The sequence below is a fragment of the Pantoea sp. GL120224-02 genome (assembly GCF_900215395.1).
Lineage (GTDB): Bacteria > Pseudomonadota > Gammaproteobacteria > Enterobacterales > Enterobacteriaceae > Pantoea > Pantoea communis.
Window position 1 is genome coordinate 341005 of the sequence record NZ_OBEC01000005.1, and the last position, 21091, is coordinate 362095.

Below are 21091 nucleotides of genomic sequence, written 5' to 3' on the forward strand. Positions count from 1 at the left end.
TCTGTGCGCGGCGTTAGAGGTTGGTTCGACTATGATAGACTTCGTGGCTTTCTGAAAACCTTAACCAGGCGAATGCAATGAAACACACCGTCGACGTGATGATCTCTGAGCAGGAGATTGCAACCCGTATTGCCGAACTGGGCAAGCAGATTAGCGAACACTACCGTAGCAGCGGCAGCGAAATGGTGTTGGTGGGTCTGCTGCGTGGCTCCTTTATGTTTATGGCCGATCTCTGCCGTGCCATCGATGTCCCGCATGAAGTCGACTTTATGACCGCCTCCAGCTACGGCAGCGGCATGTCATCGACCCGCGACGTGAAAATCCTGAAAGATCTGGATGAGGACATTCGCGGCAAAGACGTGCTGATCGTGGAAGACATCATCGATTCTGGCAACACGCTGAGCAAAGTGCGCGAGATCCTGCGCCTGCGCGAGCCAAAGTCACTGGCCATCTGCACGCTGCTGGATAAACCAGAGCGTCGCGAAGTGGAAGTGACCGTGGAATACGTTGGTTTCACCATTCCTGACGAGTTCGTGGTCGGCTTTGGTATCGACTACGCGCAGCGCTATCGTCATCTGCCGTATATTGGCAAAGTTATCCCGACCGGTGAATAACCGCACAATCTTCCAAGGCTAATCCCGCCAGCCTGCGATAAGATGCGCAGCCCGCGAGTCAATGACTGACGGGCTGCGCTTGCGTTCCCCTACCGCATGCAGAGTGGTAAAGTGTCGCGGGTTATCGCTCAGCGCTTCATCTTTGATTTTTCACTCGTTATCTCTGAATAACCCCGCATGCTCGGCGTGAGCGCACTATCATTTCATAGGGCTTTGATGTCACTACAACAGGGTATGGATTCGCAATGACTTATGCACTGGAACTTTCCGGGCTCACCAAAACCTATCCCGGCGGCGTTCAGGCGCTGAAGAAGCTTGATCTCAACGTTGAGGCAGGCGATTTTTACGCACTGCTCGGGCCAAACGGCGCGGGTAAATCGACCACTATCGGCATCATCAGTTCGCTGGTGAATAAATCCGGCGGCAGCGTGCGGGTGTTTGGCTATGACCTGGAAAAAGACGTGGTCAATGCGAAACGCCAGCTGGGTCTGGTTCCGCAGGAGTTCAACTTTAACCCGTTTGAAACCGTGATGCAGATTGTGGTGAATCAGGCGGGTTACTACGGCGTGGAGCGTTCTGAAGCTAACAAGCGCGCGGAAAAATACCTTAACCAACTCGATCTGTGGGGCAAACGCAACGAGCGTGCACGCATGCTGTCGGGCGGGATGAAACGCCGTTTGATGATCGCACGTGCGCTGATGCACGAGCCAAAACTGCTGATTCTGGATGAACCGACCGCAGGTGTCGATATCGAACTGCGTCGTTCAATGTGGACCTTCCTGAAAGATCTCAACATCAAAGGCACCACCATTATTCTCACCACGCACTACCTGGAAGAAGCAGAAATGCTGTGCCGCAATATCGGCATTATTCAGAGCGGTGAGCTGGTGGAAAACACCTCGATGAAAGGCCTGCTGTCAAAGCTGCAATCGGAAACCTTCATCCTCGATCTGGCGCCGCGTAGTCCGCTGCCGCAGCTGGAAGGCTTCCAGTATCGCCTGGTGGATACCTCTACGCTGGAAGTGGAAGTGATGCGTGAGCAGGGGCTCAACAGCGTGTTCAGCCAGCTGAGTGCGCAGGGTGTGCAGGTGCTGAGTATGCGTAACAAAGCGAACCGCCTTGAAGAGCTGTTCGTCAGCCTGACCCAGGGTAAAGGAGTGAAAGCATGACACATTTATACTGGGTGGCGCTCAAGAGTATCTGGGCCAAGGAGATCAACCGTTTTGCCCGCATCTGGATTCAGACGCTGGTGCCACCGGTGATCACCATGACGCTCTATTTCATCATCTTCGGTAATCTGATTGGTTCACGCATCGGCGATATGCATGGCTTCAGCTATATGCAGTTCATCGTGCCGGGTCTGATCATGATGGCGGTGATTACCAACGCTTACGCCAACGTGGCCTCTTCATTCTTCAGCGCCAAATTCCAGCGCAATATTGAAGAGCTGCTGGTGGCGCCGGTGCCCACGCACATTATCATCGCTGGTTATGTTGGCGGCGGCGTGGCGCGTGGCGTGTGCGTCGGTATTCTGGTGACGGCGATTTCGCTGTTCTTTGTGCCGTTCCACGTGCACTCGTGGTCAATGGTGGCCCTGACGCTGCTGCTGACTGCGATTCTGTTCTCGCTGGCTGGCCTGCTGAATGCGGTGTTTGCGCGTACCTTTGACGATATCAGCTTGATCCCCACCTTCGTGCTGACACCGTTAACCTATTTGGGGGGGGTGTTCTATTCGCTGACGCTGCTGCCGCCGTTCTGGCAGGCGGTGTCGAAACTGAACCCGGTGGTATATATGATCAGTGGATTCCGCTACGGTTTCCTCGGCATCAATGATGTGCCGCTGGTGTTTACCCTGTCAGTGCTGATTGCCTTTATCGTGGTGTTTTACGTACTGGTGTATGCGTTGATTCAGCGCGGTCGCGGATTGCGGACTTAAGTTTTACGGGGGCGGCCGAATGGCCGCCCTCGTTGTATCAAGCCACCTGAACCGGCAACGCTTTAGCGATGCGTTTCATCTCGTTGTCGCCTTCGAAATAAGCGACTTTGGGCTGCCAGCTACGGGCGACTTCATCTTCCACCTGCACATAAGAGCAGATGATCATGATGTCACCTTCACAGGCACAACGGGCGGCGGCACCATTGACGGAGATGATCTTCGAGCCACGCTCAGCGGCAATCGCGTAGGTGGAGAAACGCTGACCGTTGGTGACGTTATAAATGTCGATGGCTTCGTATTGCAGAATGCCGGATGCATCAAGAAAATCCTGGTCGATGGCGCAGGAACCTTCGTAGTGCAAATCTGCCTGCGTAACTTTCACGCGGTGCAGTTTGCCCTGAAGTACGGTACGAATCATAACGGGATAACCTTATTAAGCTGCGATTAAACGACGGAGGTTACTCCGTCAGATCCACTTGCTGATTATCGATCAGGCGCGCATTCCCCAACCAGGCGGCCATCAGAATCACGGCGCGCTGGCTATCCACCGTCAGCGGCTGCAAATTGTCGGCATCGCAAATGGCCAGGCCATCAGGGCGGAAGCCTTTCTCACGCAATGCGGCCTCGGCCGTTTCGATAATCTCTTCAACATGGCGTTCGCCGTTGTTCAGACGCTCGGCCATGCTGTTCATCACCTGGCTCAGACCCGCAGCAATCGCGCGCTCTTCGCTGGTGAGATAACCGTTACGTGAGCTCAACGCCAAACCATCTTGCGCGCGTACGGTTGGCACGCCGACAATCTCGATATCGAAGCCCATGTCGGCCACCATCTTGCGAATAATGGCTAACTGCTGGAAATCTTTCTCACCAAAACAGGCAATATCGGGCTGCACCAGATTAAACAGTTTGCTCACAATAGTGGACACACCGCGGAAGTGACCGGGACGACTGGCACCTTCCAGCAGAGACGATAACCCCGGAACTTCAACGAAGGTCTGGCTATCCAGCCCTTTGGGATACACATCCGCTGGCGCAGGGGAAAACACCAAATCGACACTGTGACGATTGAGCTTCTCGCAATCGTCCTGCAAGGTGCGGGGATAACGCGCCAGGTCATCGGCGCGTTCAAACTGCATCGGGTTGACGAAGATCGAGACCACCACGATATCGGCCCGCTCGCGCGCTTCATCCACCAACGTCAGGTGGCCGTCATGCAGGTTGCCCATGGTGGGCACCAGCGCGATACGTTTGCCTTCCTGCCGCCAGCGACGAATTTCTCGTCGCAGCATCGGCAGCGATTCAATAATCAGCACTGCAACTCTCCTGATTTACTGGAAACTGTGTTCGGCGGCAGGGTAGATGCCCGCCTCAACGTCGGCAATATACTGGCGAATTGCCGCGCGAATGTCGCCGGTTTCCGCGAGGAAATTTTTGGCAAATTTAGGAATATGACCGCCGGTAATGCCAAAGGCATCGTGCATCACCAGAATCTGTCCATCGGTGACGTTACCCGCACCAATACCGATGACCGGAATGCTCAACGCTTTGGTGATACGCTCTGCCAGCGCCACCGGCACACACTCCAGCACCATCAATTGTGCTCCGGCGGCTTCCAGCGCCAGTGCATCGGCCAGCAAACGCTCCGCGCCCGCTTCATCACGGCCCTGCACCTTGTAGCCACCAAAGATGTTCACTGACTGTGGCGTCAGGCCTAAATGACCACAGACCGGCACGGCGCGCTCGGTAAGCATACGCACGGTGTCTGCCAGCCATTCACCGCCTTCCAGCTTCACCATGTTGGCACCGGCACGCATCAGTTGAGCGGCGTTATCGAAGGTTTGCTGCGGTGTGGCGTAACTCATGAACGGCAGGTCGGCCATCACCAACGCATTCGGCGCGCCTCGGCGCACGGACGCGGTGTGATAAGCGATATCCGCCACGGTGACAGGTAATGTGGATTCATGGCCTTGCACGGTCATGCCAAGGGAGTCGCCAATCAGCATCACCTGAATGCCTTCATCGGCAAACAGGCGGGCAAAGCTAAAGTCGTAGGCCGTCAGGGTGGCAAATTTGCGGCCACTGGCTTTGAGCTGGCGTAAATGGGAGATGGTTGTCGGTTTCATCGCACACTCCAGAGTTTTCTGATGCGCGCAGTGTACTGGATTGATTGAAAAGGCGATACGACCGTAGTGCGATTATTGCCGCCTACTCAGACCACAAGCGGATGGTGCTGCGATCCAGCGTGGCGAGGATGCCGGTCAGTGGCTGACCGTTGGGCAAGCGCAGGCCAGGCGCGATTTCCAGCAGCGGTACCAGCATAAACGCACGGTTGTGCATGTCGTAGTGTGGCACGGTGAGACGTGGGGTGTGAATCGTCTGCTGACCAAACAGCATGATGTCGATATCGAGGGTGCGCGGTCCCCAGCGCTCCGCTTTGCGCACACGCCCATGCTCCAGCTCGATACGTTGCGTATGATCGAGCAGCGCTTCAGCTTCCAGCGTGGTGTCCAGCGCGACCACCGCATTCAGGTAATCGGGCTGGTCTGGCGGGCCGTACGGTGGCGTGCGATACAGCGAAGAGGTGACGACGCGCGAGGTGTGCGGTATCGCATCAATCGCGGCCAGCGCTGCATCAACCTGATGCAGCGGGTCGGCCAGATTACTGCCTAAGGCGAGGTAAACACGAATCATGATGCGCTATTGGTATCGCGGCGCGGGCCGGTTGGACGACGGCGCGGACGACGTGGTTTGCGACGCGGTGCCACCGGATCATCGCCCAGCGTGTTCATCATGGTTTTCTGCTCGACCGGCGCCGCAGCCTGGAACTCGCCCCACCAATGGGTCAGGCTTTGCAGTTCGCGGTTGTGTTCCACATCGGCTCGCAGCGCCAGCAGATCATAAGCGGCACGGAATTTAGGATGCTCCATCAGCTTCCATGCGCGTTTGCCATGACGACGTGACATGCGCAACTGCAGCTGCCAGATATCGCGAATCAGGGTGGTGATACGCTTAGGAATCGCCAGCGCACGGCAGGCTTCATCCAGCGTTTCGTTCATCGACAGCGCAAAGGCGTCGTAATAGGTCAGTCCGCTTTCCTGCGCAATGCGTTGGGCCGATTCCAGCTGCGGATACCAGAACATCGCGGCAAACAGGAAGGCCGGATTGACGCGCATATCGTTCTGAATGCGGTTGTCGGTGTTCTTCAGCACCTGAGCCAGCATTTTCTCCATCAGACTGTCGCTTTCGGCGGTGAAGCCACGCGTCAGGGTAGGGAAAAGCGGCTGGAACAGATGGTACTCACGCATCATCTGATAGGTACGGAATCCGTAACCGGCTTGCAGCAATTTAAGGGATTCTTCAAACAGACGCGCAGGCGGAATGTCATTCAGCAGCGTGGCCAGGCGCGGAATCGGCTCGGCAGTTTCCGCGGCAATGCGCATCTCCAGCTTGGCGGCAAAACGCACCACGCGCAGCATACGTACCGGATCTTCGCGATAACGGGTTTCCGGATCGCCAATCAAACGGATCACGCCGTCTTCCAGATCCTGCAAACCGCCGACGTAATCACGTACGGAGAAATCCGCCACGCTGTAATACAGGCTGTTGATGGTGAGATCGCGGCGCTGGGCATCATCTTCGATGCTGCCAAAAATGTTATCACGCAGCAGCATGCCATTCTGGCCGCGCTGGGAGTTGTTGCGATCGTCTTCAGCTTCTTCCTGGTGATGGCCACGGAAAGTCGCGACTTCGATCACTTCAGGACCGAACATCACATGTGCCAGACGGAAACGACGACCGACGAGACGGCAGTTGCGGAACAATTTGCGCATCTGCTCAGGCGTGGCGTTGGTGGTGATATCAAAGTCTTTTGGCTTCTTACCCAGCAGCAAATCGCGCACGCCGCCGCCTACCAGGTAAGCTTCGAAACCGGCTTTATTCAGGCGATACAGCACTTTAAGGGCGTTTTCGCTGATATCTTTGCGTGAGATGTTATGGCTTTCACGGGGAATGACGGTCATCAGACTTTCAGTTTCCACCTCTTCAGGCGCCTCCTCGTCACGCTTGAGGACTCTCCGGCAAAAATTTGCGACTCGGGTAAAAATGGGACACCTCGACAGTGATAAAAGGGTGTTAATAAATCAGCGGCTAATCATAGCCTGTTGCGAACCATTTAGGAATGGCGATGTCGCCTCATCCGTGATTCGCGCGTTCTGTTGTGGGATCAGTTGGATACTCCACTGTGCCACCGCGTTATCGAGCAGTTGCTCCACTGTGGCATCTTGCCAACTCTCTAAAACCGATTGCCCCAGCAAGTGCAACGCGCATACCAGCAATGGGCGCGCATCCCCATCAGGTAGAGCGGGCGCATGATTCTGTTTAGAGAGCTTATTGCCATCGTCATTGATGGCCAGCGGCAGGTGCAGATACGCAGGCACCGGCCAGCCGAACTGCTGGTAGAGCGCGATTTGACGCACCGTGGGTTCAATCAAATCTGCCCCGCGTACGATTTCCGTCACACCCTGAAAATGGTCATCTACTACTACCGCCAGGTTATAAGCAAACAAACCATCCCGGCGATGGATAATAAAATCTTCTTCCGCCAGCGAGCGCTCTGCCGCTAAATGGCCGCGCAGGCGATCGTTAAAGCCATAAACCGGCGCATGCTGACGCAGGCGCAGCGCTGCGTTCTCTGCAGGGAGATGTAATTCCCGACAGTGACCGTCGTAGAACCCCCCAAGCTGCTGAATACGGCTGCGCGTGCAGGTACAAAAGTAGCTTTGACGGTGCTGTTGCAGCCAGCTCAGCGCTTCCCGGTAGGCATCATGACGATGCGACTGCCACAACACGTCGCCATCCCACTGCAGGCCATAATGCTCCAGCTGTTTCAGGATGCGTGTCGCTGCGCCAGCCACTTCTCGCGGCGGATCGATATCTTCAATACGCACCAGCCAACGGCCTTGTTGCGCACGCGCGCTCAGGTAGCTGCCTAAGGCAGCTATCAGCGAACCAAAATGCAGATCACCAGAAGGAGAGGGAGCGAAACGCCCGACGCAGGAAGAGGTTGAAGAGTTCATTTTGAGGTGCACCGCACGCCGGGAAAACAGTGGTTTTCCCGGCAGTGCGGCGACAGTCTGCTCACGGCCATTAGCCTGCCATCTGCTTCTCGCGGATTTCAGCCAGCGTTTTGCAGTCGATGCAAAGATCGGCAGTCGGACGCGCTTCAAGGCGACGAATACCAATTTCTACACCACAAGAATCACAGTAGCCGAAATCGTCGTCATCCACTTTCTTCAGCGTCTTCTCGATCTTCTTGATCAATTTACGCTCACGATCGCGGTTACGTAATTCCAGGCTGAACTCTTCTTCCTGCGCGGCACGGTCTACCGGATCCGGGAAGTTCGCAGCTTCGTCCTGCATATGCGACACAGTGCGGTCTACTTCATCCCGAAGTTGGTTGCGCCAGGCTTCCAGAATCTTGCGGAAATGGCTCAGTTGGGCGTCGTTCATATACTCTTCGCCCGGTTTCACCTGATACGGCTCCACACCAGCGATGGCGAGGATACTCAGGGACGATGTTTTACGGTTTTGCCCTTCTTGCATGTTGTTTCTCCTGGATAACACGCCCTTCCCGTCATACTTCAGGTTGCATGTGCATTGGCTAAATTGACCACCGACTGCCAGCAACGCGAATTATTAAGGGGTATATCGATTCCCATCAGGGAAAAAACAGGCCGCTATAAATAGCAGAAGCAGTCAAGGTTGGCAATTATTCATATTCGCACCTTGACAAGCCTGTGAGGAACAGCGTATTTAGCGCACCGCCCAGAACATTCCTATCACAGCAAATTGCTATAAATATTACAACTCTACGTTAATCGTCACCGCGAGCGGCTGAGTGAGTAACATTTGAGCAGGTGATATCTGAGCCTGATACGCCAACACTTCCACTCCACAGCGTTGAGCCTGTCCCAGTAGTTCTGCGTAGTGTGCGTCGATATGGCGCGCCGGGGAGACGTCCTCAATCCCCGTATGCAGAACGGCGAACAACAAAACAGCTCGATGACCCTCTGCCGCGATAGCACTGAGTTCGCGCAGATGCTTCTGTCCTCGAGCCGTCACCGCATCCGGAAAAAAGCCTTTACCCTGCTGTAAAAGGGTGACGGACTTGACTTCAATATAGCAGTTTGATCTGCCCTCCGCTTGCAGCAGGAAGTCAATTCGGCTTTTTTCCGTACCGTATTTCACTTCAGGTTGGCAGTGGCTGTAAGCGGACAATTCTGGAATGGCCTCAAGGGTTAAGGCTTCACGCACCAGTTGATTGGCTCTGAGGGTGTTCACGCAGATCCAGTGGCCTTGTTGTGTCTCGGTCAGTTCCCAGCTGTGCGGATACTTGCGCGTGATGCTGTCTGAGGTGGAGTACCACACGGTATCGCCCGGTGTGGCGCAGCCGGTCATCGCGCCGGTATTGGCGCAGTGAATGGTCAGTGTCTCCCCCTCTGGCGTCACGACATCGGCAAGAAAGCGCTTATAGCGCGCGATAAGACGAGCGGGTTTTAACGGTGGATCAAACTGCATTCAGGCTCCTGACGAAGAGGGCAATGGCCAGCGCGCCAGCCGCCGATAGCGGGTGCGTCCCTGGCTAAAGGTCGATGAGAACAGCGCAAAGTCACTGACATCGTACTGCCAGTGAAAGCCGCGCGGGGGTAAGGCCACTTTTTGCGTGGCGTGGCGCAACAAAGTGATATGCGGGTGAAAAGGCTGTGCACTCTGGGCGCAGCCATGGCGTGCCGCCTGAGCACGCAGCAGGCTCGCTAACTGCAACAAGCCGCGTGGCGCACGTTGGCAGCCAAGCCACACGACACCGGGGCGCGGCCAGTGTCCCGCATCATCCAAATCCAGGCTAAAACCGGGCTGAACAATGCGCGAAGCTAACTGCTGTAACTGCTGCGAGGTCTCGGCACTGACATCCCCCAGAAACGCCAGCGTCAGATGCAGATTGGCGGCGGCCACCGGTTTTCCTGCCCCTTCTGCAAAGTGATCTGCGCGCCACTGTACCAGCTGTTGCTGGAGTGGCGCGGGCAGTTCGAGGGCAAAAAACAGACGTTGTATCGACATGGTGACGTGGCCGTTGAGTGCTACAATGCGCGCCATGTTAGCACAGGCAGAGTGGGAGTTAAGTGTGAGTGAATTACCGGTAAGTGAGGTGCTGCCTGCATTGCTCGATGCATTGTCTCAGTCATCACAAGTTTTACTGGCGGCACCCACCGGCGCGGGAAAATCGACCTGGCTGCCGCTGCAACTGCTACAGCAGTCGGTGCTGCCGGGGCGCATCATTATGCTTGAGCCGCGTCGTCTGGCGGCGCGAAATGTGGCGCAGCGCCTGGCGGATCAGTTGGGGGAACAGCCCGGTGGCACCGTGGGTTATCGCATGCGCGGTGAAAACTGCTGCGGCCCCCATACGCGACTGGAAGTGGTGACCGAAGGCATTCTGACGCGCATGTTGCAGCGCGATCCGATGCTCGAAGGTGTGTCGCTGGTGATCCTCGATGAGTTTCATGAGCGCAGCCTACAGGCTGATTTGGCGCTGGCGCTGCTGCTGGATGTGCAACAAGGGCTGCGCGATGACCTGAAAATTCTGCTGATGTCCGCAACGCTGGATAACGATCGGTTGCGTCAGCTGCTGCCTGCTGCGCCTTTTATTGTTTCTGAAGGACGCAGCTTTCCGGTGATACGCCGTTATGCCTCACTCAACCCGCAGCAACGTTTTGACGAAGCGGTGGCGCGAGAAGTGGCGCAGTTGCTGCGTGAGGAGTCGGGCTCGCTGCTGCTGTTCCTGCCGGGCGTGGCAGAAATTGAGCGCGTAAAGCGCGAGCTGGAATCCCGCGTCGATGAAGACGTGGATCTCTCTCCTTTATATGGTGCGCTGTCATTGGATGCGCAGCGTCGAGCGATTCTGCCTGCGCCTGCCGGTCGCCGCAAAGTGGTGCTCGCCACAAACATTGCCGAAACCAGTCTCACTATTGAAGGTATCCGCTTAGTGGTGGATAGCGGGCTGGAGCGTTCGGCACAGTTTGATGTGCGTAGCGGCGTCACGCGCCTGCAAACGCAACGCATCAGCCAGGCTTCCATGACCCAGCGAGCCGGGCGAGCCGGGCGTCTTGAACCCGGTATTTGCCTGCATTTGCTGCCGCAGGAGCAGGCGATGCGTGCAGCGGCGCAAAGTGAACCCGAAATCCTCAATAGCGATTTGGCTGCGCTGCAGATCGATTTGCTGCAATGGGGTTGCCAGGATGCGTCACAGCTCTGCTGGCTGGACGCGCCACCGCAACTCAGCTTGCGAGCGGCACAGGCTTTGCTAACGCGCTTAGGCGCATTAGAAAACGGCAGGCTTAACGCGCGCGGCCGTAAAATGGCGACGCTTGGCAGCGATCCACGTTTGACGGCGATTCTGTGTGCGGCACAAAGTCAGGATGCCATCGCCAGTGCCGCTCTGCTGGTGGCGATACTTGAAGATCCACCGCGCAACGGTAGTGCAGATTTGCGCGACGCCCTTAATCGACCACAGCCGCATTGGCAAAGGCGCGCGCGTCAGTGGCAGCAACGGTTGAATGCCAGCGATGGCCGCGTCAATCCCGATCTTTTCCCCGCATTATTGGTGGCAGGCTTTGCCGATCGTCTGGCGCAGCGGCGAGGCGAAAGCGCACGCTATCAGCTGGCTAACGGTATTGGCGCCATGCTGGATGAACAGGATGGCCTGAGCCGCTATGAGTGGTTAATCGCGCCGACCCTGTTACAGGGCGCCAGTGCCGCCGAAGCCCGCATGTTACTGGCGCTGCCGGTAGAGATAAGTGCGTTACGCCAGCAATGTCCTGAACTGGTGTCGCAGCGCATTGATGTGGAATGGGATGAGGAGAAAGGGACATTGCGCGCCTGGAAACGGGAACTCGTGGGTGCGCTGGTCCTAAAAGCACAGCCGCAGGCGCGACCGGAACCGGAGATTTTACACCCGGCGATGTTGCGCTGGATCCGCGAAAAAGGGCTCTCGGTACTCGGCTGGACCCCCGAAGCGGAACAGCTGCGTTTGCGTTTGCATTGTGCCGCCGAGTGGCTGCCGGAAGAGGCGTGGCCGCCATTGGACGATGAGAGCCTGCTCGACTCGCTGGAGCGTTGGCTGTTACCCGAGATGGGTTCCGTGCGCGATCTCAAGAGCCTGCAGGCCGTCAATCTTGTCAGCGCATTATTACATTTGCTGACATGGTCACAACGTCAGCGGCTGGATACTGTGCTGCCAACTCATTACACTGTGCCGACCGGAAGTCGCCTGCCTATTCGTTACGATGCTGAAAAGCCTCCAGCGTTGGCAGTGCGTATGCAGGAGATGTTTGGGGAAGCGCAAAATCCCGCGGTGGCCGAAGGCCGCATTCCGCTGGTGCTGGAGTTGTTGTCACCGGCGCAGCGTCCGTTGCAGATCACCCGTGATCTCGCTGCGTTCTGGCGCGGAGCGTATCCAGAAGTGCAGAAAGAGATGAAAGGGCGCTATCCCAAACATCCCTGGCCCGACGATCCGGCAAACGCCTTACCGACAAGGCGCACCAAGAAATTTTCATCGTGACACTCTGTGGATCGAATTCAGAGGGTTCTGCCATGCGCAGCACGAGAAAGCAGTTAGAGTAACGGCCGTAGCCGTAGCTATGCCTGGAGAATAAAAGCATGTCTGGGAACGATCGCGAACCTATTGGGCGTAAAGGAAAAGCGCCAAAGCCGCCGCGCAGCACTGCGCGCCGGGGTCGCCGCAGGGAGCTTGATGATGATATCGATCAGGACGATTTTGACAAAGACGATGAGGAGAGCACACCGGTGCCACCAAAAGGTAAAGGGAAAGGAAAACGTCCGCCACGCGGCAAACGTCGTTGGTTAGGCTGGTTAATTAAGCTTTTCCTGGTCTTTGTGGTCGTGATGGTGGCCTGGGGCATCTATCTCGACTCTGAAATCCGCAGCCGCATCGACGGTAAAGTGTGGCAGTTGCCTGCTGCTGTCTACGGCCGCATGGTGAGCCTTGAGCCGGGGATGTCGTACGACAAAAAAGAGATGATTGCGCTGCTGGAAGGCACGCAGTATCGCGAAGTGTCGCGCATTACCCGTCCGGGCGAATTTAGCGTCAAAGGCAACACCATCGATCTGCTGCGTCGTCCGTTTGACTTCCCGGACAGCAAAGAGGGGCAGATCAACGCCCGTCTGACGTTCAGCAACAACGAACTGAGCGAGATTAAAAACCTCGATACCGGACGTGATTTTGGCTTCTTCCGCCTTGATCCACGTTTGATCACCATGCTGCAATCGCCGAACGGTGAGCAGCGTCTGTTCGTGCCGCGTGCGGGCTTCCCGGATCTGCTGGTCAGTACGCTGATCGCGACCGAAGACCGTCACTTCTATGAGCATGATGGTATTAGCCCGTATTCGATTGGCCGTGCATTCCTTGCCAATATCACGGCAGGTAAAGCGGTACAGGGCGGCAGTACCTTGACGCAGCAGCTGGTGAAAAACCTGTTCCTGACCAACGAGCGTTCACTGTGGCGCAAAGCGCGTGAAGCTTACATGGCAGTGATCATGGATGCGCGTTACAGCAAAGATCGCATCCTTGAGCTGTACCTCAACGAGGTTTACCTCGGTCAGGCGGGCAACGATCAGATCCGTGGCTTCCCGCTGGCGAGTTTGTATTACTTCGGTCGTCCCGTCGATGAGCTGAGCCTCGATCAGCAGGCGATGCTGGTCGGTATGGTGAAAGGTGCTTCGCTGTATAACCCGTGGCGCAACCCGAAACTGGCTCTCGAGCGCCGCAACCTGGTGCTGCGTTTGCTGCAACAGCAGAACGTCATCGATCAGGAGCTGTACGATATGCTCTCGGCGCGTCCGCTGGGTGTGCAGCCGAAAGGGGGCGTGATCACGCCGCAGCCTGCCTTTATGCAGATGGTACGTAACGAGTTGCAGGCCAAACTGGGCGACAAGATTAAAGATCTGTCTGGCGTGAAGATCTTCACCACGCTCGATCCTATCTCTCAGGATGCGGCGGAAAAAGCGGTCGAAGATGGCATCCCGGCGCTGAAAAAACAGCGTGGCTTGAAGGATCTGGAAACCGCGATGGTGGTGGTGGATCGCTTCAGTGGTGAAGTGCGTGCCATGGTGGGCGGTGCCGATCCGCAGTTCGCGGGCTATAACCGTGCGCTGCAGGCGCGTCGTTCTATTGGCTCACTGGCTAAACCGGCGACCTATCTCACCGCATTGAGCCAGCCGAATACCTATCGGCTGAACACCTGGCTGGCGGATGAGCCGATTGCGCTGAAACAGCCGAACGGTTCCATCTGGAAACCGATGAACGACGACAAGCGTTTCAGCGGCAAAGTGATGCTGGTGGATGCCTTAACCAACTCCATGAACGTACCTACCGTAAATCTGGGGATGACATTGGGTCTGCCTTCGGTGGTGGATACCTGGACGAAGCTGGGCGTGCCGAAAGATCAGCTTAATCCGGTGCCAGCGATGTTACTGGGAGCACTTAACCTGACACCGATCGAAGCGGCACAGGCGTTCCAGTCGATCGCCAGCGGCGGTAACCGCGCCGACCTGTCGGCGGTACGTTCGGTGATTGCTGAAGATGGCACGGTGTTGTACCAGAGCTTCCCGCAGGCGCAACGCGTTGAACCGGCGCAGGCTGCTTATATGACCTTGTACACCATGCAGCAAGTTGCCGATCACGGCACCGCCCGTGCGCTGGGCGCGCGTTACCCGAATGCCCATCTGGCGGGTAAAACCGGTACCACCAATGATCTGATCGATAGCTGGTTTGCGGGTATTGATGGCAAAGAGGTCGCGATCACCTGGGTTGGCCGCGACAACAACCAGACGTCGAAGCTGTACGGTGCGAGCGGTGCGATGCAGATTTATCGCCGTTATCTCGACAACCAGGCGCCGATGCCGCTGGTGCTGACACCGCCAGAAGATATCACGCAGATGAACGTCGACTCTGCCGGTAACTTCGTGTGTGGTTCTGGTAGCAGCACCTGGCGTTCACTGCCAGTGTGGACGTTAGATCCTAACGCGCTGTGCCAGCAACAGATCCAGCAACAGCAGCAGATCCAACAGCAGCAAGAGTCGCAACCTCAGCAGCAGTCACCTCAGCAGCAGCAGGGTGAGCAGAAAGATGCTGACGGCGTGGCGGGCTGGATCAAGGATATGTTCGGCAGCAAATAGTTAGCTGCAGAAAACTGAGGGCGCTACGGCGCCCTTTTTCATGCCTGTGATTTGTTAATCGCGATCATGGACATGCACGATCTGGTCGCAAACGCACCGCCATCAGGCATTACATCTTGCGGATCTCGCCAAACTTCGCCTAAAATCCGTGCGTCTAATAATCATTCTCGTTTGTATTCACCTGCGTCGTTTTCTTTCCGAGAGATCCTTTTATGAATACGCGAATTTCAAATCCTTGTTCTGCCCGTGCTGCGACTTCCCGCCGTCCGCTCGCTTTATTAATTTCTTTAACTCTGGGTACGCTGAACGCACAGGCGCTGGCAGAAGATACCGTGGTGGTGACCGCCAATGGCGGCAACACCGTCGCGCAGGAAAGCGCATGGGGTCCGGCTCCTACCATTGCCGCGAAACACAGTGCTACCGGCACCAAAACCGATACGCCGATTGAGAAAAACCCACAGTCGGTTTCGGTGGTGACGCAGGAAGAGATGGCGATGCACGCTGTAACCAGCGTAAAAGGTGCGTTTAACTACACGGCTGGCGTGCTGACGGGTAACCGCGGCAGCTCAAGCGTAATCGATGCGCTGTCGATTCGTGGCTTTAGCGAAACCAACACTAACCAATATCTTGATGGCCTGAAGCTGCAGGGGGATAACTACTCCGAGTTCGCCATTGATCCTTACTTCCTTGAGCGTGCGGAACTGCTGCGTGGCCCGGTTTCGGTGCTGTACGGCAAAAGCAACCCAGGCGGCGTGGTGTCGCTGGTGAGCAAGCGCCCGACGCAGGAAACACTGCGTGAAGTGCAGTTCCAGATGGGCACTGATAACCTGTTCTCTACCGGCTTCGATTTCGGCGGATCGCTGGATGATGACGGCGTGTACAGCTATCGCCTGACGGGTCTGGCTCGCAGCGCCGACGCGCAGCAGGAGATGAACAAAGAGAAGCGCTACACCATCGCGCCTTCGTTCAGCTGGCGTCCTGATGCCAATACCCGCTTTGACCTGCTGACCTACTTCCAGAATGAACCGGAAACCGGTTATTACGGCTGGTTGCCGCGTCAGGGCACCGTGGTAGGCATTACCCGCCCGGACGGTAGCAGCTATAAACTGCCAACCAACTTTGATGAAGGCGAAGACAGCAACAAGATCTCGCGCAACACCAAGATGGTGGGCTACAACTTCGAACACAGCTTTAACGATACCTGGACGGTGCGCCAGAATCTGCGTTATGCGGATTTAAGAACCAATTACCGCAGTATTTATGGTAATGGCTTCAACGCTGCCACCAATGAAATTACCCGTGGTTCGGCGGTGTCAGATGAGAAGTTAAATCAGTTTGCGGTAGATACGCAGGCACAGGCCAAATTTGGCACTGGCGCAGTGGATCATACTTTGCTGATGGGTGTGGATTACCAGCGCACCCGTAATGATATTGATGCGGCGTTTGGATCAGCATTCCCAATTAGTGCGTTCAATCCTCAGTATGGTAACGATGCGCTAGATGGTGCTGCGTTCCCTTACCAATATCTGAATCGCCAAGAGCAAACCGGTCTGTACTCTCAAGATCAGATGGAATGGAACCGTTGGGTGCTGACCTTAGGTGGACGTTACGATTATGCGATGACTTCAGCACTGAATCGTAACGGCAATACCGAAGTGAAAAATCACGATCAGGCCTTCACCTGGCGTGGTGGTCTGAACTATGTGTTTGATAACGGCATTGCGCCGTACTTTAGCTACAGTGAGTCCTTTATTCCGAATTCTGGGACTACCGCCTCGGGCCAGCCGTTTGATCCATCGCGTGCTAAGCAGTATGAAGCCGGTGTGAAGTATGTTCCTAAAGATCGTCCGGTTGTCGTAACTGCTGCGGTGTATGAGCTGACCAAAACCAAAAACCTTACCGCCGATCCAAACAACCTTAACTTCAGCGTACAGAGCGGTGAAATCCGTTCTCGCGGTGTTGAATTGGAAGCCAAGGCAGCACTGAACGCCAACATCAACATGACTGCGTCTTACACCTATACCGATGCCGAATACACTGAAGACACAGTGCTGAAAGGTAGAACACCAGTGCAGGTGCCGAAGCATATGGCATCGCTGTGGGGGGATTACACCTTCCACGAAACGGCATTGTCAGGTGTGACACTGGGTGCGGGTGTGCGTTATGTAGGTGAAAGCAAAGGGTTATATGCAGAGAATACGCAGAATGGCAGTAACTCAAACCAAAACTTCGACGTAGCGGGTTACACCACCGTCGACGCAGCGCTGAAATATGACCTCGGCCGTTTCGGTCTGCCGGGCTCTTCTGTGGGTGTTAATATCAACAACCTGTTCGATCGTGAATACGTTGCCAGCTGCTACCGTGATTACGCTTGCTACTGGGGCGCTGAACGTCAAATCGTTGGTACCGCCACCTTCCGCTTCTGATTCGTCAGGGCGAATATGTTGTGATTTTGGGCGGCCTCAGGGCCGCCCCCTTCAGAATCAGATCGGTTTTGTGCTAATTAACCAGGGATCACCATGCAGCATCCGCACCACGAAGAAACCACCTTCACGCTGGATAATGTCAGCTTTCGCGTACCTGGACGCACGTTGCTGCATCCACTTTCACTCACCTTTGCGCCGGGTAAAGTGACGGCGCTGATTGGCCACAACGGCTCGGGTAAATCCACCTTGCTGAAAATGCTGGGGCGTCACCATGCGGCAAGTGAAGGTCAGGTGCTGTTGAACCGCGATGCGGTGGAGAACTGGGGCAGCAAAGATTTTGCGCGCCAGGTGGCCTATTTGCCGCAGCAGTTACCGGCGGCAGAAGGGATGACGGTGCGTGAGCTGGTGGCGATTGGTCGTTATCCGTGGCACGGGGCGCTCGGGCGCTACGGCCAGGAAGATCGCGATCGCGTGGAAGAAGCGATTACGCTGGTGGGCTTGAAACCGTTCGCCGGGCGTCTGGTGGATAGCCTGTCAGGCGGCGAACGCCAGCGCGCGTGGTTAGCGATGCTGGTGGCGCAGAACAGCCGATGCCTGCTGCTGGATGAACCCACTTCCGCACTGGATATTGCGCATCAGGTGGATGTGCTAGCTCTGATTCAACGTCTCAGCCGCGAGCGTGGCTTGACGGTGATTGCGGTACTGCACGACATCAACATGGCGGCGCGCTATTGCGATCGCCTGGTGGCGCTGCGCGGCGGCGAAATGATTGCGGAAGGCGGGCCTGATGTCATCATGCAGGCCGATGTGCTGGGCAATATCTACGGTATTCCGATGGGCATCTTGCCCCATCCACAAGGCGGTGCTCCCGTCAGTTTTGTTTACTGAGGCCTCGCCATGTTCGACATTTCACGCCGTCGCTTGCTGACGGCGCTGGCACTGACGCCACTGATGAACGTTGCCCCATTGCGTGCGGCAACACCCGATCTGCAGCGCATCCTGGCGCTGGAATGGCTACCTGTTGAGCTACTGATGGCGCTCGGTGTATCGCCGCTCGGTGTGGCTGATTTGCGCAACTACAACATCTGGGTTGGCGAGCCGATGCTATCCGCCAGCACCATCGATCTCGGCTTGCGCACCGAACCCAATCTGGAACTGATGACGCAGCTCGAACCTTCCTTAATCCTGCACTCCAACGGCTACGGTCCGGGATTAGATAAACTCGATCGCATCGCGCCGACCATGGGCTTTGATCTGAATAGCGGGGACGGTAAACCCTTAAGTACTGCCCGTAAATCACTGCATGCGCTCGGTGCCCGGCTGGGCCGGGAAGCGCAGGCGGTACAGCATCTGCAATTCCTGGATGAGCAGCTAGCGGCAGCGCGCGAACGTCTCAAACCCTGGGCAGATCGTCCGGTGCTGCTGATGTCATTGATGGACAGCCGTCACGCCATCACGTTTGGCACCAACAGTCTGTTCCTCGAAGTGATGGAAATCCTTGGCCTGAGTAACGCCTGGCAGGGTGAAACCAATTTCTGGGGCAGTGCCGTGGTTGGGCTTGAGCGGTTAGCCGATGTCGGCGATGTGCAGGTGATCTGTTTTGATCACGATAACGATCGTGACATGCAGCAGGTGATGAAAACTGCGCTGTGGCAGGCGCTGCCGTTTATCCGCGCGGGCCGCTTCAAGCGTGTGCCTGCCGTCTGGTATTACGGCGCGACCTATTCAGCGCTGAAATTTGTTCGCGTGCTGGAACACGCGCTGGAGTCGCACTGATGCGCCATCGTCTCTTTCCTGTGATGCTGTTAAGCAGCATGTTTTTACTGGCGCTGGCGCTGACCTTTATCAATCTGCGTGACGCGCTGCCAACGGCGCAGTGGTCACAAGCCTTCTTTGCGCCGGACATCAACAGTATCCAACAGGTGGTGTTCCATCACAGCCTGTTATCGCGTCTGGCGCTGGCGCTGTTGGTGGGGGCGGGTCTCGGATTGGCCGGTTTACTGTTTCAGCAGGTGCTGCGTAATCCGCTGGCGGAACCGACCACGTTGGGTGTGTCATCCGGTGCACAGCTCGGTATTACGGTCGCCACGCTCTGGCATTTACCGGGTGGTGAGCTGACACAGCAATTTGCTGCGATGGCGGGCGCAGTGCTGGTGGGCATCCTGGTATTTGGCGTGGCCTGGGGCAAACGGCTGTCACCCGTGACACTGATCCTCGCCGGGCTGGTCCTGAGCCTGTATGCCGGTTCGGTGAATCAAATCTTTGCCATCTTCAATCATGATCAGCTGCTGAATATGTTCTTGTGGAGCACCGGCACACTGAATCAGATGGATGGGCACAACGTCGCCATGCTGTGGCCGCGTCTGCTGTTGGCTTTTGTCGTGGCGCTGGCATTGCTGCGCCCCTTGACGCTCATGGGGCTTGATGACGGCGTAGCAAAAAATCTCGGTCTGGCACTGTCTGCTGCGCGTGTCGGCGCACTCGCTCTGACGATTCTGTTAAGTGCGCAATTGGTGAACGTCGCCGGGATTATCGGTTTTATCGGGCTGTTTGCACCACTGCTGGCGAAAATGCTCGGGGGGCGTCGCTTACTCAGCCGTATGCTGCTGGCTCCGCTGATTGGTGCCTTACTGCTGTGGCTGGCCGATCAGTGCGTATTGTGGCTGACCAGCCACTGGCGCGAGGTTTCCACCGGCACAGCGACCGCGTTGATTGGCGTACCGATTCTGCTGTGGCTGTTGCCGCGTTTACGTACCGGCTCGGTTCCACCGGCGATGAATATGGGCGACAAGGTGCCGGCAGAGCGCCAGAAGGTGGTGCTGTGGTGTGGCATTGGCCTTGGGGTGCTGGCGCTGCTGAGCGTTATCGGCATCTCCTTTGGTCGTGATGCACACAGCTGGACGTGGGTGAGTGGTGAGATGCTGCATCAACTGCTGCCGTGGCGTGCACCTCGCGTGCTGGCGGCGTTAGTCGTGGGGATGATGCTGGGTGTTGCAGGTGCGTTGATTCAGCGCCTCACTGGCAACCCGATGGCCAGTCCGGAAGTGTTAGGCATCAGTTCCGGCGCGGCCTGTGGTGTGGTTGTGATGATGTTCTTTGTGCCGGGTGACGCCGTGGCGTGGTTGCTGCCCGCTGGCGCATTAGGCGCGGCGCTGACGCTGCTGGTCATTATGCTGGTCGCCAGTCGCGGAGGTTTCTCACCGGAGCGTATGTTGCTGGCGGGCATGGCGCTTAACAGTGCGTTTGTCACCTTACTGATGGTGTTAATGGCGAGTGGCGATCCGCGCATGGGCGGCCTGCTAAGCTGGATTTCCGGTTCGACGTACAACATCAATATGCCGCAGGCAGTGCAAAGCGCCGTGGTGGGTATCGTATTTATTGCGCTCGCGCCACTGGCGAGCCGCTGGCTCACACTGCTGCCGCTGGGTAGTGCGACGGCACGTTCAGCGGGGATGGCATTAACAGGTTCGCGTCTGGCCCTGCTGCTGCTGGCGGCGGCGTTAACGGCTACGGCGACCTTGACCATCGGCCCGTTGAGTTTTGTCGGTTTGATGGCGCCGCATATCGTGCGCATGCTGGGCTTCAGGCGCGCATTACCGCAGGTGTTGATGGCGGGATTATTAGGCGGCGGATTGATGGTGTTTGCAGACTGGTGCGGCAGGATGCTGGCCTTCCCGGATCAGATCCCTGCAGGTTTAATGGCGACCTTCTTCGGCGCGCCGTATTTTATCTGGCTGTTGCGTCGCGCATAAACGCGCAGCCTACGTCAATCGGTGCTTACAGGGCAGCTGCGCATAATTGTGCAACCTAACGGAAATGGGTGTATGCGTGTAGCTGAGCATAACGATGCGAACGAACGGCAAGGG

18 protein-coding genes are annotated in these 21091 nt (G+C 56.6%); 9 read left to right on the forward strand and 9 right to left on the reverse strand.

All coding sequences use genetic code 11. The features are described from left to right. Positions 1-77 precede the first annotated feature (77 nt). The 3 genes from hpt (at position 78) to CRO33_RS12645 (ending at position 2550) form a co-directional block, all read left to right on the forward strand. Positions 78-614 (forward strand): hypoxanthine phosphoribosyltransferase, encoded by a 537-nt coding sequence (gene hpt, locus CRO33_RS12635; protein ID WP_039331277.1) that lies wholly within the window; start codon positions 78-80, stop codon positions 612-614. A 245-nt stretch (positions 615-859) separates the two neighbouring features. Continuing rightward, positions 860-1783, forward strand: coding sequence for an ABC transporter ATP-binding protein (locus tag CRO33_RS12640; protein ID WP_097118370.1), 924 nt, complete (start codon positions 860-862; stop codon positions 1781-1783). Next, positions 1780-2550, forward strand: coding sequence for an ABC transporter permease (locus CRO33_RS12645; protein WP_034829563.1), 771 nt, complete (start codon positions 1780-1782; stop codon positions 2548-2550). The genes CRO33_RS12640 and CRO33_RS12645 overlap by 4 nt, the downstream gene beginning before the upstream one ends. Positions 2551-2587: 37 nt before the next feature. On the opposite strand, the gene panD is transcribed toward CRO33_RS12645, so the two are convergent. From panD to thpR, 9 genes are all read right to left on the reverse strand, one after another. Continuing rightward, the gene (gene panD, locus CRO33_RS12650) at positions 2588-2968 is read right to left on the reverse strand and encodes an aspartate 1-decarboxylase (RefSeq protein WP_034829560.1); all 381 of its coding nucleotides are present in this window, start codon (positions 2966-2968) and stop codon (positions 2588-2590) included. Positions 2969-3008: 40 nt separating this feature from the next. Next, positions 3009-3863, reverse strand: coding sequence for a pantoate--beta-alanine ligase (gene panC / locus CRO33_RS12655; RefSeq protein WP_097118371.1), 855 nt, complete (start codon positions 3861-3863; stop codon positions 3009-3011). Between the two features lie 15 nt (positions 3864-3878). Continuing rightward, positions 3879-4673 carry a 3-methyl-2-oxobutanoate hydroxymethyltransferase gene (gene panB, locus CRO33_RS12660; protein WP_097118372.1) on the reverse strand — a complete coding sequence of 265 codons (795 nt, stop codon included), beginning with the start codon at positions 4671-4673 and terminating at the stop codon, positions 3879-3881. Between the two features lie 82 nt (positions 4674-4755). Continuing rightward, positions 4756-5241, reverse strand: a complete 486-nt coding sequence (gene folK / locus CRO33_RS12665) for a 2-amino-4-hydroxy-6-hydroxymethyldihydropteridine diphosphokinase (protein ID WP_097118373.1) — start codon at positions 5239-5241, stop codon at positions 4756-4758. After that, positions 5238-6653: a polynucleotide adenylyltransferase PcnB gene (gene pcnB, locus CRO33_RS12670; RefSeq protein WP_217992809.1), complete on the reverse strand. Its 1416-nt coding sequence runs from the start codon at positions 6651-6653 to the stop codon at positions 5238-5240. The genes folK and pcnB overlap by 4 nt, the downstream gene beginning before the upstream one ends. Positions 6654-6689: 36 nt before the next feature. Then, positions 6690-7625: a tRNA glutamyl-Q(34) synthetase GluQRS gene (gene gluQRS, locus CRO33_RS12675; protein ID WP_097118375.1), complete on the reverse strand. Its 936-nt coding sequence runs from the start codon at positions 7623-7625 to the stop codon at positions 6690-6692. Between the two features lie 70 nt (positions 7626-7695). Beyond that, positions 7696-8151 carry an RNA polymerase-binding protein DksA gene (dksA, locus tag CRO33_RS12680; protein WP_034829547.1) on the reverse strand — a complete coding sequence of 152 codons (456 nt, stop codon included), beginning with the start codon at positions 8149-8151 and terminating at the stop codon, positions 7696-7698. A 258-nt stretch (positions 8152-8409) separates the two neighbouring features. Then, positions 8410-9126 (reverse strand): DNA/RNA nuclease SfsA, encoded by a 717-nt coding sequence (sfsA, locus tag CRO33_RS12685; protein WP_097118376.1) that lies wholly within the window; start codon positions 9124-9126, stop codon positions 8410-8412. Further along, positions 9127-9666, reverse strand: coding sequence for an RNA 2',3'-cyclic phosphodiesterase (thpR, locus tag CRO33_RS12690; protein WP_097118377.1), 540 nt, complete (start codon positions 9664-9666; stop codon positions 9127-9129). A 25-nt stretch (positions 9667-9691) separates the two neighbouring features. On the opposite strand from thpR, the gene hrpB reads away from it, so the two are divergent. The 6 genes from hrpB to fhuB all read left to right on the forward strand — a co-directional run bounded on the left by hrpB (position 9692) and on the right by fhuB (position 20977). Next, positions 9692-12163: an ATP-dependent helicase HrpB gene (gene hrpB, locus CRO33_RS12695; protein ID WP_097118378.1), complete on the forward strand. Its 2472-nt coding sequence runs from the start codon at positions 9692-9694 to the stop codon at positions 12161-12163. A 98-nt stretch (positions 12164-12261) separates the two neighbouring features. Continuing rightward, positions 12262-14799: a bifunctional glycosyl transferase/transpeptidase gene (gene mrcB / locus CRO33_RS12700; protein ID WP_097118379.1), complete on the forward strand. Its 2538-nt coding sequence runs from the start codon at positions 12262-12264 to the stop codon at positions 14797-14799. A gap of 212 nt (positions 14800-15011) precedes the next feature. Then, positions 15012-17225, forward strand: coding sequence for a ferrichrome porin FhuA (fhuA, locus tag CRO33_RS12705; protein WP_097118380.1), 2214 nt, complete (start codon positions 15012-15014; stop codon positions 17223-17225). Between the two features lie 93 nt (positions 17226-17318). Continuing rightward, entirely contained in the window at positions 17319-18113 is a 795-nt protein-coding gene (fhuC, locus tag CRO33_RS12710; RefSeq protein ID WP_038648971.1) for a Fe3+-hydroxamate ABC transporter ATP-binding protein FhuC, read from the forward strand. Positions 18114-18122: 9 nt separating this feature from the next. Next, complete coding sequence (gene fhuD / locus CRO33_RS12715) at positions 18123-19001, forward strand: Fe(3+)-hydroxamate ABC transporter substrate-binding protein FhuD (RefSeq protein ID WP_097118381.1); 879 nt, start codon at positions 18123-18125, stop codon at positions 18999-19001. After that, positions 19001-20977 carry a Fe(3+)-hydroxamate ABC transporter permease FhuB gene (gene fhuB / locus CRO33_RS12720; protein WP_097118382.1) on the forward strand — a complete coding sequence of 659 codons (1977 nt, stop codon included), beginning with the start codon at positions 19001-19003 and terminating at the stop codon, positions 20975-20977. The genes fhuD and fhuB overlap by 1 nt, the downstream gene beginning before the upstream one ends. Positions 20978-21091: the final 114 nt, after the last annotated feature.

What these genes read in the sequence shown, in the direction of transcription:
- CRO33_RS12640 (WP_097118370.1), top strand. Translation starts at nt 860, where the DNA reads ATGACTTATGCACTGGAACTTTCCGGGCTCACCAAAACCTATCCCGGC.
- gluQRS (WP_097118375.1), bottom strand. Translation starts at nt 7,625, where the DNA reads ATGAACTCTTCAACCTCTTCCTGCGTCGGGCGTTTCGCTCCCTCTCCT.
- hpt (WP_039331277.1), top strand. Translation starts at nt 78, where the DNA reads ATGAAACACACCGTCGACGTGATGATCTCTGAGCAGGAGATTGCAACC.
- fhuC (WP_038648971.1), top strand. Translation starts at nt 17,319, where the DNA reads ATGCAGCATCCGCACCACGAAGAAACCACCTTCACGCTGGATAATGTC.
- folK (WP_097118373.1), bottom strand. Translation starts at nt 5,241, where the DNA reads ATGATTCGTGTTTACCTCGCCTTAGGCAGTAATCTGGCCGACCCGCTG.
- hrpB (WP_097118378.1), top strand. Translation starts at nt 9,692, where the DNA reads ATGCGCGCCATGTTAGCACAGGCAGAGTGGGAGTTAAGTGTGAGTGAA.
- fhuD (WP_097118381.1), top strand. Translation starts at nt 18,123, where the DNA reads ATGTTCGACATTTCACGCCGTCGCTTGCTGACGGCGCTGGCACTGACG.
- dksA (WP_034829547.1), bottom strand. Translation starts at nt 8,151, where the DNA reads ATGCAAGAAGGGCAAAACCGTAAAACATCGTCCCTGAGTATCCTCGCC.
- sfsA (WP_097118376.1), bottom strand. Translation starts at nt 9,126, where the DNA reads ATGCAGTTTGATCCACCGTTAAAACCCGCTCGTCTTATCGCGCGCTAT.
- mrcB (WP_097118379.1), top strand. Translation starts at nt 12,262, where the DNA reads ATGTCTGGGAACGATCGCGAACCTATTGGGCGTAAAGGAAAAGCGCCA.
- panB (WP_097118372.1), bottom strand. Translation starts at nt 4,673, where the DNA reads ATGAAACCGACAACCATCTCCCATTTACGCCAGCTCAAAGCCAGTGGC.
- thpR (WP_097118377.1), bottom strand. Translation starts at nt 9,666, where the DNA reads ATGTCGATACAACGTCTGTTTTTTGCCCTCGAACTGCCCGCGCCACTC.
- fhuB (WP_097118382.1), top strand. Translation starts at nt 19,001, where the DNA reads ATGCGCCATCGTCTCTTTCCTGTGATGCTGTTAAGCAGCATGTTTTTA.
- panD (WP_034829560.1), bottom strand. Translation starts at nt 2,968, where the DNA reads ATGATTCGTACCGTACTTCAGGGCAAACTGCACCGCGTGAAAGTTACG.
- fhuA (WP_097118380.1), top strand. Translation starts at nt 15,012, where the DNA reads ATGAATACGCGAATTTCAAATCCTTGTTCTGCCCGTGCTGCGACTTCC.
- CRO33_RS12645 (WP_034829563.1), top strand. Translation starts at nt 1,780, where the DNA reads ATGACACATTTATACTGGGTGGCGCTCAAGAGTATCTGGGCCAAGGAG.